Raw genomic sequence first — 14094 nt, 5'->3', positions numbered from 1 at the left:
GCTACTTGAGTTTCTTCAGGTTGGTCATCGTCACGTTTTCCTCGCATTTTTCAAAAGTAATCTCATAAACAGGGCTTTTTTCCGGATACATCAGCAGGTAGTCCGGGCATGGCTGTTTCTGGGCATGGCTTTTGTCGAAATCTATTCTTCCGTGGGTAATAATGCTGTCTTTCAGGAGCTTTTCGTCTATTGCATAGGTAGCCATCTGGTTTTTAAAATTTTCTGAATATTTAAAATCCTTGGAGAGTGTTTCTGCAATGACACGGCTGTTTGGCAGATATCCGCTGCAGCTTGCCCCTTTTTTGTTCAGGATAAAAAACACGATGATTAATCCGGGGATAAGGCCGATGATATAGAATTTTAGTTTTCTCATTAGAAGATTAATAGGTTGATATCGTGATAAGTAAGTCCGAAACGGTCGCAGATGATTTTCTTAGTATGTCTGCCTTTATACATATACAGGCTTTGCTTCATCTCATTTTTGCGGATGAGCATATTTTCAAAGCCGCCTTCTTCATCATAATTCAAAATATAGGAGAGGAAGAAATTCGAGATCGCCTTTGTTGTGGTTCTTGGCATTTTTGAAGTAAGATTTGGAAGGCCACAGTGGATGACACCGTGTTTGATCACATAAGGGTCTTCCATTGTGGTAAGCTCGGATGTTTCGATCACTTTACCGTTATCGATGGTAATGTCAATGATTACACTACCTTTTTTCATTTTCATGACCATATCTTCGGTTACGATGGGGGTCATGTTGAGTCTCGGAAGAGCACCGATGACAACATCAGCACGCCTTAATGCCTTACTCAGCTCTTTCGGATCTATAATGGAGGTAGGCACCCTGCTGTCAACGATGGTATGAAGCCTTCTCAGCTTGGAAAGGGAATTATCAAAGACCCTTACACTGGCACCGAGCCCTATGGCAGCCTTGGTGGCAAACTCTCCTACGATGCCCGCACCCAGAATAACCACTTCAGTGGGCCTTACTCCGGTGATCCCACCCAGCATCAGCCCGTTGGATAAAGCCAGAAGCTCAGAGGCATATAAGATGGAAACTGTTCCTGCAATTTCGCCAACCAGCCTTACCAGAGCCAATTGCTTATATTCGTCAACAATAAATTCAAATGCAATAGCATTGATCTTTCTCTCTGCAAGTTTCAGGAAATATTCCTTATCTCTAAGGTTGATCTGGAGCGCTGAAACCAGATAGGTATTGGGTCTCATGTATTCAATTTCCTCATCCGTAGGGGGATTGATCTTAAGAACCAGGTCCTGTCCGAAAGCTTCTTTAGGGTCATTTGTGATTTTTGCCCCTGACTCGGAATATTGTAAATCTGTAAAAAATGAGCCTTGTCCTGCTCCCGATTCGATGATTATTTCATGCCCGTGCTCTACCAATACCTGTACTGCATCCGGTGTAATGCAGGTTCTTCTTTCATGAAGGCTGGTTTCTTTAGGGATACCAATGCTGAATTGCTTACCCTTTTTTATGACTTCCAGTTTTTCTTCCTTCGGCATTAATTCTTCCTCGGTAAAAGGAGTAAAAATATTTGTAGTACTCATTCTTTAATAAATTAGGTCTTACAGATAGTTATTTTACAATTGAATTCATTCAGCAAAGATACAGAATATTTAATCGAATGAAATCTCTCTTGTTTCTCCGGTATTTATAATGCTCATGGTGTGGTATTTGAGCCCGTAAAGCTCCTCCTCATATACTTCCGGCCATTCGATAATGCACAGGAAGCTGTTATCCAGGTATTCTTCAATGCCGATATCGTAGACCTCCTGAATATTTTTTAAGCGGTACAGGTCAAAATGATATACTTTCCCTTTTGGGGTATCATATTCATTGACGATGGAATAGGTAGGAGAGCTTACTTCGTCTTTACTGCCTAAGCTTTTAAGCAGAAACTGGGTAAAAGTGGTTTTTCCGGCACCTAAATTTCCTTTAAGTAAAAGGATGGAATGCTTCAGGTTGCCTGAAATCTCTTCTGCTATATTTTTCCAGTCGTTGATATGGGAAGCTTGAAACTGCATGTTCGTTATTTAAAGACAAAAATAATGATTAGTTGGCTAATTTAAATGTAATTTGGGGAAAGACTTAAATGAATTGTTAATCTGATCGGTGTTTCAGAAGTTTAATTATGTCAGGCATTTTTTTTATAAAGTAAAAGAATAATTTTCACGGGATAGTGCATTATATTTATATCACTAAAAATCAAATTATGAAAAAAATTATGTTACTGTATTTTAATTGCTTTCCTGGGTAAGCTTTGTTCCGGCAGCTTTCGTGCACAAGCTTGTGGGAGCCAGACTCATTGTTTCTGAGCTATCTCAACCGCTTTATTGGGAAAAAGATTTTATGTGATGCCGTCTCTCCGGACTATAATGGAAAAAACCATTCTTTACCACACAGAGGTCATGCTTATCGGTAATTCATTATAACCAAGGAAACCGTAATGCCGGATGTAAACGACTTTCGTAACCACAAGCAGGCTTTCGGATGAGAAAATGAGATCCTTTCCCAGGTGATTGACCAGTCAGGGACAATGACCATGATGTCATAGCAATGGAGAAAAGTATTAAGTTAGGCAGTTTTTTCAATACTTTAAAAGGAAATTATGATCAACATAGATATGCGATAAAACAGAGTATCATTCATCAGGAATTAATTTTGCGTAAGATGATGTTAAAGCCGGAATTTTCCGGCTTTTTTTTGGAAAAAGGTATTATGGAGCGGCTTCCGGGATTTGTCATACGGTGGGCTGTGATTTATTGTACAGATTGTTTTTTTGTTGAAGGAGGATAAATATCTTATTTTTACATTATGATTTCCAAACAGACCATAGATAAGATTTTCTCGACGATACGGGTAGAAGAGATTGTAGGCGAGTACGTTCAGCTGAAAAGGGCAGGGTCTAACTACAAGGGACTCAGTCCGTTTCATGATGAAAAGACACCTAGTTTTGTCGTGTCACCGAGCAAACAGATCTGGAAGGATTTCTCTACAGGAAAAGGCGGTACTGCCATTTCTTTCCTTATGGAGATCGAAAATTTCACCTACCCTGAGGCACTTCGTCATGCAGCTAAAAAATATGGTATTGAGATTGAAGAAAATCAGCAGGAGCTTTCTGAAGAAGCGAGAAGCGCTCAGACAGAAAAAGACCAGCTGTACAAGATCCATGAGGTTGCCAATAATTATTTCCAGGAAACGCTCTGGGACTCTGATGAAGGAAAAAGCATAGGCCTGGCCTATTTCAGAGAACGGGAGCTTAAAGACGATATCATCAGAAAATTTCAGCTGGGCTATTCCCCTGAAAAGAAAAACGCCTTTACGTCTTATGCCCTGGACAAAGGATATTCTAAGGACGTACTGGAGAAATCCGGGCTTTCCATCTTCCCGGAAAACACTCCTTCCGGAATAGACCGTTTCCGTGAAAGAGTGATATTTCCCATTCACAGTTTCTCGGGAAGGGTGTTAGGCTTTGGAGCCAGGATTTTAAAAAATAATGTCAAAACGGCCAAATATCTCAATTCCCCCGAAACAGAAATTTATCATAAATCAAATGTTCTTTATGGCCTGAACCAGAGTAAACAGGCTATTTCAAGGAAGAACGTCTGTCTTTTGGTGGAAGGCTATATGGATGTGATATCACTTCACATGGCCGGGATAGAAAATGTGGTGGCAAGCTCCGGAACTTCCCTGACCACTGAGCAGATTAAGCTTATCAAAAGGCTTACGGAAAATGTAACCATTCTTTTCGACGGAGATAATGCAGGGATTAAAGCCAGCTTCCGGAGTATAGATATGCTGCTCACGGAGGGAATGAACATCCGTGTACTGCTTTTTCCCGAGGGTGATGATCCGGATTCTTTTTCAAGAAAGCATCCGCAGGATTATGTTGAAAAGTTCATAGAAGATGAGGCCACCGACTTTATTGATTTCAAAGCGGAAATCCTTTTAAAGGAAGCAGGAAACGACCCCATTAAAAAAGCAGAAGCTATCAGGAATATCGTAAAATCTGTGGCTTTTGTGCAAAATGCTCTTAAAAGAGAAGTTTATCTGAAGGAGGTTTCCGCCAAGTTCGGATTATCTGAGCAGAGCCTGTTCAATGAGCTGGATGTTCAGAAGCAGATCAACCAGAACCAGAATCAGAATGCCCAGCATCAGAAAGAAAGTAATAAGCCTGCCAGGCTGGAAGTGGTTCCGAAGCAGCCGGAGCTGGAGATTGATTCCGTACAGTTTAATATTCTTCACCAGGAAAATAAACTGATCAATACCATGCTGATGTTCGGTGATGTGGTACTCCAGAGAAGAAACGAAAAACAGGAGAAATATGAGGTGACGGTAATAGAAGAGATCCTTCACCACTTTGAGGAAGAACAATATGAATTTCAGGTAGAAACCAACAGGAAGATTATTGAGAGCATAAAAGAAGGTATCGAGCATGATGAGCTTCGTGCAGGAAATTTCTTCATAACTTTAATGGATGAAGATATCACCTCAAAAGTTGCCGACGCGCTGATTGTTCCTGATGAACTGAGCGACTGGTCGAGCCGGAATATTTATCCTCCCGCTATGGGGGATCATATTGCCACGGAAGTAGAGGCGAATATCCTGATTCATAAATATTACTACATTCATTTTATGATGAGGCAACTGACTGTTGAGCTGGAAGACCACCGGGATACGGATCAGGAGAAATATTTTGAATCCATCAGGAAAATCATGATGCTGCATGAGCTTTCCAAGAAAATCATAGAAAAAATAGGATGGTCCCCTGTGACAAAAAGTCCTATAAAATTTTAGGAACAAAAGTTGTAATTTAAATTCCGAAAATATTTAATAATACACAATAGAAATATGGACATTAAAAAAGAATTCAGAGATTTCTCTGTAAAACATTTAGGAAACAACGGTCTTGTTACCGATCAGTATATGGGGATGTATGGTCCTACGAATCTTACTCCGTATATTATGGAGGAAAGAAGGCTGAATGTAGCCCAGATGGATGTTTTTTCCCGTCTGATGATGGACAGGATCATTTTTCTGGGTACAGGTATTGATGACCAGGTAGCCAATATCGTAACAGCACAGCTTTTATTCCTGGAAAGCGCTGATCCTTCAAAAGATATTCAGATTTATATTAACTCTCCGGGTGGTAGTGTTTATGCGGGATTAGGCATTTATGATACCATGCAGATCATCAAGCCGGACGTAGCGACGATCTGTACAGGTATGGCCGCCTCTATGGGTGCAGTATTATTGGTAGCAGGTGAAAAAGGAAAACGTTCTGCACTGAAACATTCAAGAGTAATGATTCACCAGCCTTCAGGAGGCGCCCAGGGAGTTGCTTCCGATATGGAGATCAACCTGAGAGAAATGTTGAAGCTAAAGCAGGAGCTTTACGAAATTATTGCCCATCACTCCGGTCAAACCTATGAGTGGGTTGAAAAATCTTCTGACAGGGATTACTGGATGACTTCCGAAGAGGCTAAAGGCTACGGAATGGTAGATGAGGTTCTTCAAAGATCAACAGACAAATAAAATATTTCCGGAACAGGAATGGAAAAGCATTTGCGTAAGCAAATGCTTTTTTTGTTGGCCTGACGAATCAGCTTATATTTTTAAAATATTTAGAATCATTTATTATTCCATTTAAAGATAATTCACAAATGGTGTTTACTTTCGTGGCCATGAAAATGGATATGAAAAAAATACTATTATCTGCTCTGATGCTTACAGCAATCACAGGCTGTAGTGATGATGACAATATAAATAACCAAGATATCAATTATTCCAAGCTGCCGCAGGAGTTTCCTTTTTCAAATCTGGCAACCATCAATGGTACCCAGGTTATCAACGGAGGCTTTGGGTCCGGTGCCACTGCCCACCCAACACGCAAAGGAGAGTTCTATGTGATCACAGACCGTGGTCCGAATGTAGCTTATCTGGACGGAATCAAAATCCTGGTCCCTAACTTTACCCCTACCATTATGCACTTTAAAATTAATGCTGAGGGAAATATTGAAGTACTTAAATATATTAAACTTAAAAACCCTTCCGGGCAGCCTATTACAGGCCTTCCAAACCCGGTGGGAATGGGAAGTACGGGAGAAATTGCCTATGGAGCCGATGGGAATGTTCTGGGTACGGATAATTATGGGCTGGACAGCGAAAGTATTGTAGCAGCTGCCGACGGTACATTCTGGGTTTCCGATGAATACGGACCTCATATTGTCCATTACAGTGCCGATGGAGTGGAAATGGAAAGGATAAGCCCGATCGGGGTGAATACCGGTACAAGAAAACTGCCTGCCGTTTTGGCAAAAAGGAGGCCTAACAGGGGAATGGAGGGTATGTGCATGACCCCGGACGGAAAAACGCTGGTAGGTACCATGCAGTCTATGATGTATGTTCCCACTAAAGTTCTGGCAACCAACAAAACATTGATAAGAATTGTAACTTTCGATATAGCAACCGGAAAAACAAAGCAATATTTATATAAACAGGATGGAGGAGCCTCTGATTCCGTATGCGATATTACGGCGGTCAGCAATAATGAGTTTTTAGTCATCGAAAGGGATGGCAATTTCGGTTCCCAGGGTGGGATCAAAAAGGTGTACAGAATCAATCTTTCGGGAGCATCCGACGTGAGTGGAACAGATCTTGCGGCTGTTGACGGAATGAAAATCAACGGTAAGGCGTTGGAAGAATGTACCTGGAATGAAATTACCGCTACCGGTTTGCAGCCTGTTTCAAAATCTCTGGCGGTGGACCTTGTGGCAAAGCTGGGTTATGAGCATGATAAATTTGAAGGGCTGGTGTATCTGGGGAATAATAAAGTAGCCGTTTTTAATGATGATGATTTTGGGGTTGCTGATGACGGAAACGGGAACCCCAAAACTAAAATACTGCCTAAAACGGGCAAACAGGACAAAGGAACAATGTATGTAGTCGATATTCAGTAAAATAGATTTTGTAAAGCGGCGGCGGAATCGTAGATTCCGCCGCCGTTTCTTATTCTTATAAAATATCCGCTAGTTATTGAAAGCTTCGATAATTTTAGCAAAATCTTCAGATTTTAAAGAGGCTCCGCCGATGAGTCCCCCATCGATGTCGGGCTGGGAAAAAATATCTCTGGCATTGTCCGGCTTTACAGAACCGCCGTAAAGGATAGACACTTCTTCAGCAACTTCTCTTCCGTACTTTTCAGCGATGATATTTCGGATATGGGCGTGGATTTCCTGAGCCTGCTCCGGCGTGGCTGTTTCTCCTGTACCTATGGCCCAAACAGGTTCATAGGCAATCACCACCTTCTTGATCTCTTCTGCCGAAAGGGTGAAAAGCGCAACTTCAGTCTGATTCTTTACCACTTCCAGGTGCTGTCCGGCTTTTCTCTGCTCCAGGGTCTCGCCGTTACAGTACACAGGAATTAAGCCTTTATCCAAAGCCAGCTTGATCTTCCTGTTGCAATGAGAATCTGTTTCACCGTGGTACTGTCTTCTTTCGGAATGTCCTATCAGTGAGCCGTTAACATCAATGGATTCCAGCATATCCGCGGAAATTTCTCCCGTATAGGCTCCGCTTTCATGCTCGCTCATATCCTGGGCGAAAACTCCGATCTCATCTTTTTCAAAGATATCTTTGGCCATCATCAGATAAAGTGATGGTGGGGCGATCCAGACTTCGCAATTCGTGGTATTGCTGTTTTTATAGCTTAGTAATTGAATCATCAGCTGTTGGGCATCAATTACATTTTTATTCATTTTCCAGTTACCTGCTACTATTTTTCTTCTCATAGTTGGTTATCTTTTATATTATTGAATATTCCACATGTTTTTCAAAAGCTTGTAAAACGTATGCTCTTCCTCAGTTACTTTATGGTCTGCCTTGATCAGGGTTTTGGCAAAGGTGATGAATTTTTTACGCTCTTCCTCCGTGGAATCATCATAAAAACAACGCGCATGAAATTCAAAATGATCCTTCCACTCTTCAGGTTTCAGTAAAGCAAGAGTTTCCAGTTCATTATCCAGATTCATTCTGAATGGAAATTCTTCCGCTAAATATTGTTGAACAACCATTCCCTCTTCGGGGGCAAATTCTCCATCAACAGATGAAAGAATCATCAGTAAATGATACCCGGCAATGGGCTTATTCGATTTTTGCATTAATGTAAGTTTAAAGTTTATCGTTTAAAGTTTAAATTTTATTATTGTTTGAGATAATCTTTTGCAGGCTGTTTGTCTATAATTTTCCCATTTTGCAGTACCAATATGAACGGATTGCTTCTGGCTATGGTTTTAATGGCAGTACCATCCATCATTGCATTTTTAATGGTCTTAAACGTATTGGGATCTGTGGAAACCCCATAAATGACCGCATCTTTTTGAGTATTGACTTTAGCCTCGATTTTTTGGATCATATCAGGAGCAATATCCTGGGGATGATAGGAGAAAACCAGGATCGCTTTAGGTGCGTTGATGACTTCTTCCGTCACTTCCATACCCATAGGATCCTCAATCTTGAATTTGGTAATTTCAGACTGATAGCCTTCCTTTACCAGGACAGATTCGTTTTTCCCTTCCTCTATTTTCCACGGGGATCCTTCTTCCCAGTATTTTTTCTCGTTGATATAGTCATCCTGGTTTACCTTTAATATTTCACCGGTTTTCTGGTTTTTAAGGGAATAAAATGTTTTGTATTCGGATGGATTTTTATTTATTTTCTCTTTTTCGGCTTTCAGATCTGTCCCTATCTTATAATCCCGGAAATCAATAACCGGTTCATGCATGATTCCCTGGGCCATGATATAGATCATGATCAGTGAGAATATCCCCAGAACCCAGTATTTGAATCTGCTTCCGGATCTCTTTTCACCAGGGCTCTGGCTTTTATTGCTTTTAAAATCCTTCCGGTACAGCAGGAACAAAATAATGAGCCCGGCCAGCAGGACGATATCTTTAATAAAGCTCTGCCATGGAGTAAATTTGATGGCATCGCCAAAACATCCACAGTCGGTCACCGCATTAAAATAAGCGGAATAAAAGGTAAGAAACCCGAAAAATACGCAAAGGACAATCAATGCTGAAAGGGTAAATTTCAATCTCAGTTTCAATAAAAGCATAAGACCGAGAAAAAGCTCAAGCACTACCACAATTACAGAGAACAGCAGGGCAAATCTTTCAAGAAAAGGGACGTTGAAAACAGGAGGCGAGAAGTATTCTTCCATTTTAAACGAAAAGCCTACCAGGTCTACCGCCTTTACAAAACCGGACAGGATAAAAATAACAGCGATAATGAAGCGTAATACACCTTTGATCATATCAGATAATTTTGGGTTGGAAATTGTTTTCTTGTTCAGAAAATTTTATCAGGCAGAAAACCGCGTAATTCAGCATATCAAAATAGTTGGCCGCCAGGCCTTCCGAAACTATGGTTTTTCCCTGGTTGTCTTCAATCTGCTTGGTTCTGAGAACCTTCTGGTAAATAAGGTCTGTAATGGAAGAAATCCTCATATCCCTCCATGCCTCACCATAATCATGGTTTTTCTTCTCCATCAGAACCCTGGCTTCATTGGCATACCTGTCATACAGGCTTAAAATTTCATCATTATTTTCATTGAAATCATTGGAAAAACCCTTTTCAAGCTGAATAAGCCCCACGATAGAGTAATTTACAATAGCGATAAATTCATCCTCCTCACTTTCATCTATCATTTTTTTATCGGTCATCTGCAATGTCCGGATTCTGTTTACCTTAATATAGATCTGATCCGTAATGGAACTGGGTCTTAATACCCTCCACGCCGCGCCATAATCCTGTAGCTTTTTACTGAAAAGATCACGGCAATCCGAAATAATTTTCTGAAACTGTATTGAAGTCTTTAGCATAAATTTTCTTAATCTTCCAAATATACGAATAAGCTTTTAGGTAGCGGGAATCAGAACTTAGATTTTTGATTATAGGGTGGAAAGGGGTGATAAGTTATGAATTATGAGTTGTGAGTGGCAAGCTGTTAATTATTAGTTTGAGTGGTCTTTTATCTTTTACCTTTGTCCTTGTTTTTATCCTTATCAATACTATACAATTTAGTTGTTAATTTTGCAGGATAAATCATTTCATTCCAAAGACTATGCTTTCAGAATTGCCGAACTCCAAAGACTTTTACTCGATCAACTGCAACGGGAGATTGCTCAGCCTGAATACTCCCAGGATCATGGGGATCCTGAACCTTACTCCGGATTCATTCTCTGATGGAGGAAAATTTAATTCCGAAATATCCGCTCTGAAGCATGCGGAGAATTTATTAAAGGAAGGTGCCGATATTATTGACATCGGACCGCAATCCACACGACCCGGAGCTGAATTTCTAGGCAGTGGTGAAGAGATCAGGAGACTTGGAAATATCATCTCAAAAATTAAAACAGAGTTTCCTGAGGCATTCATTTCCCTGGATACCTTTTATTCAGATACGGTGAAATTCGGGTTCAATGAAGGGATTGATATCATTAACGATATTTCAGGCGGGCAGTATGATAAGAAAATGTTTGATACCGTTGCGGAAACAGGACTTCCTTATATACTGATGCATATAAATCCTTCCTATGATACCATGCATGATAAGGTGAGGTTTGCCGATATCACTTTATCCGTCAATCAATATTTTTCTGAAAAAACAAATGAGTTACTGCAGAAAGGTGTTCGTGATATCATCCTTGATCCTGGCTTTGGATTTGGGAAAACTGTTGAAGACCAGATGAAAATGCTGGATGAGGTAAAATATTTTAGCTTTGGGAAAATTCCTTTATTAATTGGGATTTCCAGAAAGTCATTTATCTATAAACCTCTGGGCAAATCCCCGATGGATATAGAAGATGAAACACAAAAGCTGCATTTAAAAGTTTTAAGGCAGGGTGCTAAGATCTTAAGGGTGCATGATGTTTCAGCTGCAAAAAATACCATCATGGAATATGAAATGGAAAGACAAAAAGAGTAAAAACATTAAGGCTCGCAAAGATTTAAAGAATAATGCATTTAAAAGGATGAATCTTAGCAATCGGAAAATATCATTATCGTTTTCTTTATCCGGACTATTGCCTTTAACAATAGTAGGAAGCGGTATTGTAAATAAAAAGCGAATAAAACTATGAGCCGTTTCCTTTTGAAAGCGGCTTTTTATTGCTACACAGAAAAGAATAGAGACGATGATCAGGCCTGAAACGAAACCCTGGTGATGAAAAAGATTCACCGTTGTAAAGCCTTGTATTGCTGTTAATTCAGTCCGGATAATTTTTCTGCGAACTGTTTAGAGAATACTTTCCGGTCTTCTTCCAGTTTTTCCTGGTCAGACGGTAATATATAATTGAATAAGACCTTACTGTCATGGTCTAAGAAAATGATCTCCTTTTCCCTGCCGTCAATCAGTTGTGAGAAAATTTCCCACATTGAGGTATCCTTTAATTTCAATAATTCAAAAAACTGTTCTGCCTTTATTTCTATTATCTGCATAGTACTGTATATTTATTTGGCTTAAAACTCCAATAGTTTCAGCTTGAACTGTATTGCGAAATTTTGTTTAAAATTTGGAGTGGTATAATATCCGACCCTGTAAAATAATCCCAGATTGAAATAGCTGGAAAGGAAATTGTTCCATTCAAGGCCTACTTCCTGATACAAATGATCAAGTTTCCTGAATTTGAACTGCTGATACTCCGGGTGTGCCATATTTCCGATTGTTCCCCTTAAGACAAAATCAAAGCTTGATATATGCTGCCCGAAACTTTTTAGATACAGCGGAAGCTTATGGGTAAGATAGTAGGCGATGAACTTATCATTGTAATACTTCCCGCCTTCCAGTGTAGCGAAGCCCAGATATGAGGTAAGGTTGAAGTTGATATCCCTTCCCGGAGAAGCGAGCCCGTTCATCGTGAAATGTTTCCAGATCGGAGCATCGCCCAGAACCAATCCGCCGTAAATCCTGAAACCTGTTGTTCCTGCTATCGTTTTGAAGTTATGAACAAAAAGCGCATCGAAGCGGGTATAGTTGAAATCACCGCCAAAAAGCTTGTAGCTCTGCTCATAATTAAGATAAAGCTCGGGATATTTCTGGTCGATAAGAGATTTTCCCTGAGGGGTCATGATATTGGTGGAGTTAGGGGAGAACTTCAGAGTAAACAAAGTATTGAAGTTTTCAAAGGCAGGGCCTTTATCCCGGAACCGATAATCAAACATGGCTTCCTCATGATTTCTTTTCGCGGCGAAGACCAGGGTGAGCCCGTTCGTGATATCATTTAAATAAGACAGGGAAGCGCCTCTGTAGCGGTAATACTTGTCATTATTAAGATTGTTTCCATAATTCATCATCCTCATTTTAAAGTTCCAGAGTCTCCTGTAAAACTCTCCGGAGGCCGTTACATCATTGTAATATTCAATCCTGAAAAAGGAATTTTTTTCAAGAGTGGTTTTCATATCCATTCCTATTCCGTATTTCCAGCGGTCATCCTTAAAACCGTAGGCAAAGTAATAATCAGGTGAAAAATAAGGATTAAAGGTCTCATTAAGCTTGGCTTTTAACCCGACTCTGAAACCTTCATACAGGTTGTAATTTACAATTTCGTCTACGGCAAAATCCATGATACCTATCCTTATCTGACCGTTGATCAAGCCGGTTAGTACTTTTGCTTTGTTGTCAATATTATAGATTTTCCCTAGACTATCGATCGTAGTATAGGTATTCTTTTCCCGTTCGGTAAGCGGATCGGTTCTGTACAGGTCGAGAGATTTCCCGTCGGCATTTTTTACTGTGAAAGTATAGCCTTTGAAGTCTTTGCGGTTCTCTTCAATAGGAGATCGGAAGTCAAAATACTTTGAGGTGAGAAAGGCATAGGTGCCAAAACTTCTTTTATTTTTTGTTTCCACGGAATTTTCTTCGGAGTGTTCCTTATTATCCTCTTCCATGGCCATTTTGCTCATTCTGAGCTTTACCTTTTCATGGGCCAAGAACCACTTGTTATTATAGAAAATCCAGGTACTGGTGATGATCCCGTCATTTTTATTCTTGCTGAAATTTTCAATCTTCTTTATTCCGTATGTTTCGGTGTCTATATAAATGGCCCCGTTATATTTCCTTTTCTTATCAGCTTTTTTATAGCTCACTTCACGGAAGCGGATCACAAAATTCTTTCTTCCGTCCATCTCAATGGTATCTGTAAGGAAGAATCTGTACAACCCTCTGTTTTCCTGCCTGATCTGGGCCGGAATCTTGTCTCTGTTGCTCTGTTGGAGAGCGATCATCTCATAGATCGGCTGCTTCAGCCCTGAAATACGGTTGTCAAGGATATTGATCTTTTCACCATATTTTTGGGAATACAGAAACTCCTGAGCCCTTTCCCAAAGAAACAGTTTGCTTTTCGAAAATATCTGTCTTGCAGAAATATTATTAAGCGAATCCTTTTTTCTTTTTCTTTTGAACAGGTTGCTGTCCTGGAAAAGCTCATTGAACTGGGAAATGCTGTCTTCATCAATATCCAGTGATACCTTTTCGTAAGATTTGAAGGAGTAGGATTCTAAACTTTTCGGAGAGTTTTTTTTGAACAGCTGGTTGACTTTCTTTAGAATCTCCAGAGCTCTCGGATCACTTTTGTCCTCAATAATCACCGTTTCAATAAAGGCGGTTTTGGATGAGGTCCTGAGCAGGGAAACCTGCATATAATCTTCGGTGAGAACAGTTTCCTGCTGATAATTCTGGGCCTGAACCTCGATGCTCTTGCATGACGTATTGAATTCAAGGCTGCCTGACGGATCCGTATAGCCGAGTATTTTATCCTTGCACGAAACTTTGGCATTGGAGACAGGTGCCTTACTTATTTCGTCAATGACTTTAATTTTTGATTGCGGATAACCAAAAATATATGCCAAAAAAAATATAAATAATAAGACCCTTCCCATGAAAATGTTGGGTCAAAATTACTAATATTTCTTTTTCAAGAAAACTTTTTAAGAATTCTTAATATGAAGCTCCTATGAAAAACTCCCGGAAGATTCCGGGAGTTTATTTTTTTCAGCTGTGCAGAGAAACTGGTATC

General features: G+C 40.1%; 13 protein-coding genes. 4 read left to right on the top strand and 9 right to left on the bottom strand.

Features of this window, described 5'->3' with window-relative positions; all coding sequences use genetic code 11:
• Position 1 precedes the first annotated feature (1 nt).
• The 3 genes from ABMQ40_RS04900 to tsaE form a co-directional block, all read right to left on the bottom strand.
• Positions 2 to 373 carry a hypothetical protein gene (locus ABMQ40_RS04900; protein ID WP_370897131.1) on the bottom strand — a complete coding sequence of 124 codons (372 nt, stop codon included), beginning with the start codon at positions 371 to 373 and terminating at the stop codon, positions 2 to 4.
• Positions 373 to 1566, bottom strand: a complete 1194-nt coding sequence (locus ABMQ40_RS04895; RefSeq protein WP_370897129.1) for an alanine dehydrogenase — start codon at positions 1564 to 1566, stop codon at positions 373 to 375. The genes ABMQ40_RS04900 and ABMQ40_RS04895 overlap by 1 nt, the downstream gene beginning before the upstream one ends.
• Before the next feature lie 69 nt (positions 1567 to 1635).
• The gene (tsaE, locus tag ABMQ40_RS04890) at positions 1636 to 2043 is read right to left on the bottom strand and encodes a tRNA (adenosine(37)-N6)-threonylcarbamoyltransferase complex ATPase subunit type 1 TsaE (RefSeq protein ID WP_370897127.1); all 408 of its coding nucleotides are present in this window, start codon (positions 2041 to 2043) and stop codon (positions 1636 to 1638) included.
• A 790-nt stretch (positions 2044 to 2833) separates the two neighbouring features.
• Here tsaE and dnaG point away from each other — a divergent pair.
• The 3 genes from dnaG (at position 2834) to ABMQ40_RS04875 (ending at position 6978) form a co-directional block, all read left to right on the top strand.
• Positions 2834 to 4816: a DNA primase gene (dnaG, locus tag ABMQ40_RS04885; protein WP_370897125.1), complete on the top strand. Its 1983-nt coding sequence runs from the start codon at positions 2834 to 2836 to the stop codon at positions 4814 to 4816.
• A 54-nt stretch (positions 4817 to 4870) separates the two neighbouring features.
• The gene (clpP, locus tag ABMQ40_RS04880; RefSeq protein WP_370897123.1) at positions 4871 to 5554 is read left to right on the top strand and encodes an ATP-dependent Clp endopeptidase proteolytic subunit ClpP; all 684 of its coding nucleotides are present in this window, start codon (positions 4871 to 4873) and stop codon (positions 5552 to 5554) included.
• 161 nt (positions 5555 to 5715) lie between these two features.
• Positions 5716 to 6978, top strand: coding sequence for an esterase-like activity of phytase family protein (locus ABMQ40_RS04875; RefSeq protein WP_370897121.1), 1263 nt, complete (start codon positions 5716 to 5718; stop codon positions 6976 to 6978).
• Positions 6979 to 7047: 69 nt separating this feature from the next.
• Here ABMQ40_RS04875 and tpiA read toward each other — a convergent pair whose 3' ends face one another.
• The 4 genes from tpiA to ABMQ40_RS04855 are packed head-to-tail and all read right to left on the bottom strand — an operon-like array spanning position 7048 to position 9900.
• A complete protein-coding gene (tpiA, locus tag ABMQ40_RS04870; protein WP_370897119.1) occupies positions 7048 to 7809 on the bottom strand; it encodes a triose-phosphate isomerase in 762 nt (253 codons plus the stop codon).
• Between the two features lie 18 nt (positions 7810 to 7827).
• A complete protein-coding gene (locus ABMQ40_RS04865; RefSeq protein ID WP_370897117.1) occupies positions 7828 to 8178 on the bottom strand; it encodes a tellurite resistance TerB family protein in 351 nt (116 codons plus the stop codon).
• A 41-nt stretch (positions 8179 to 8219) separates the two neighbouring features.
• Positions 8220 to 9332, bottom strand: a complete 1113-nt coding sequence (locus tag ABMQ40_RS04860) for a BT_3928 family protein (protein WP_370897115.1) — start codon at positions 9330 to 9332, stop codon at positions 8220 to 8222.
• A gap of 1 nt (position 9333) precedes the next feature.
• On the bottom strand, positions 9334 to 9900 hold the full coding sequence (locus ABMQ40_RS04855; protein WP_370897113.1) for a DUF1599 domain-containing protein: 567 nt from the start codon (positions 9898 to 9900) through the stop codon (positions 9334 to 9336).
• Positions 9901 to 10142: 242 nt separating this feature from the next.
• Here ABMQ40_RS04855 and folP point away from each other — a divergent pair, with 242 nt between their 5' ends.
• Positions 10143 to 11006, top strand: coding sequence for a dihydropteroate synthase (folP, locus tag ABMQ40_RS04850; RefSeq protein ID WP_370897111.1), 864 nt, complete (start codon positions 10143 to 10145; stop codon positions 11004 to 11006).
• Positions 11007 to 11281: 275 nt separating this feature from the next.
• Here folP and ABMQ40_RS04845 read toward each other — a convergent pair whose 3' ends face one another.
• Positions 11282 to 11518, bottom strand: a complete 237-nt coding sequence (locus ABMQ40_RS04845) for a hypothetical protein (protein WP_370897109.1) — start codon at positions 11516 to 11518, stop codon at positions 11282 to 11284.
• 21 nt (positions 11519 to 11539) lie between these two features.
• Entirely contained in the window at positions 11540 to 13927 is a 2388-nt protein-coding gene (locus ABMQ40_RS04840) for a hypothetical protein (protein ID WP_370897107.1), read from the bottom strand.
• Positions 13928 to 14094: the final 167 nt, after the last annotated feature.

This window comes from Chryseobacterium gossypii (genome assembly GCF_041361455.1).
GTDB classification, from domain to species: Bacteria; Bacteroidota; Bacteroidia; order Flavobacteriales; family Weeksellaceae; genus Chryseobacterium; species Chryseobacterium gossypii.
Note: the sequence above shows the minus strand (reverse complement) of the source record. Positions and strands in the feature narration are given on the sequence as shown.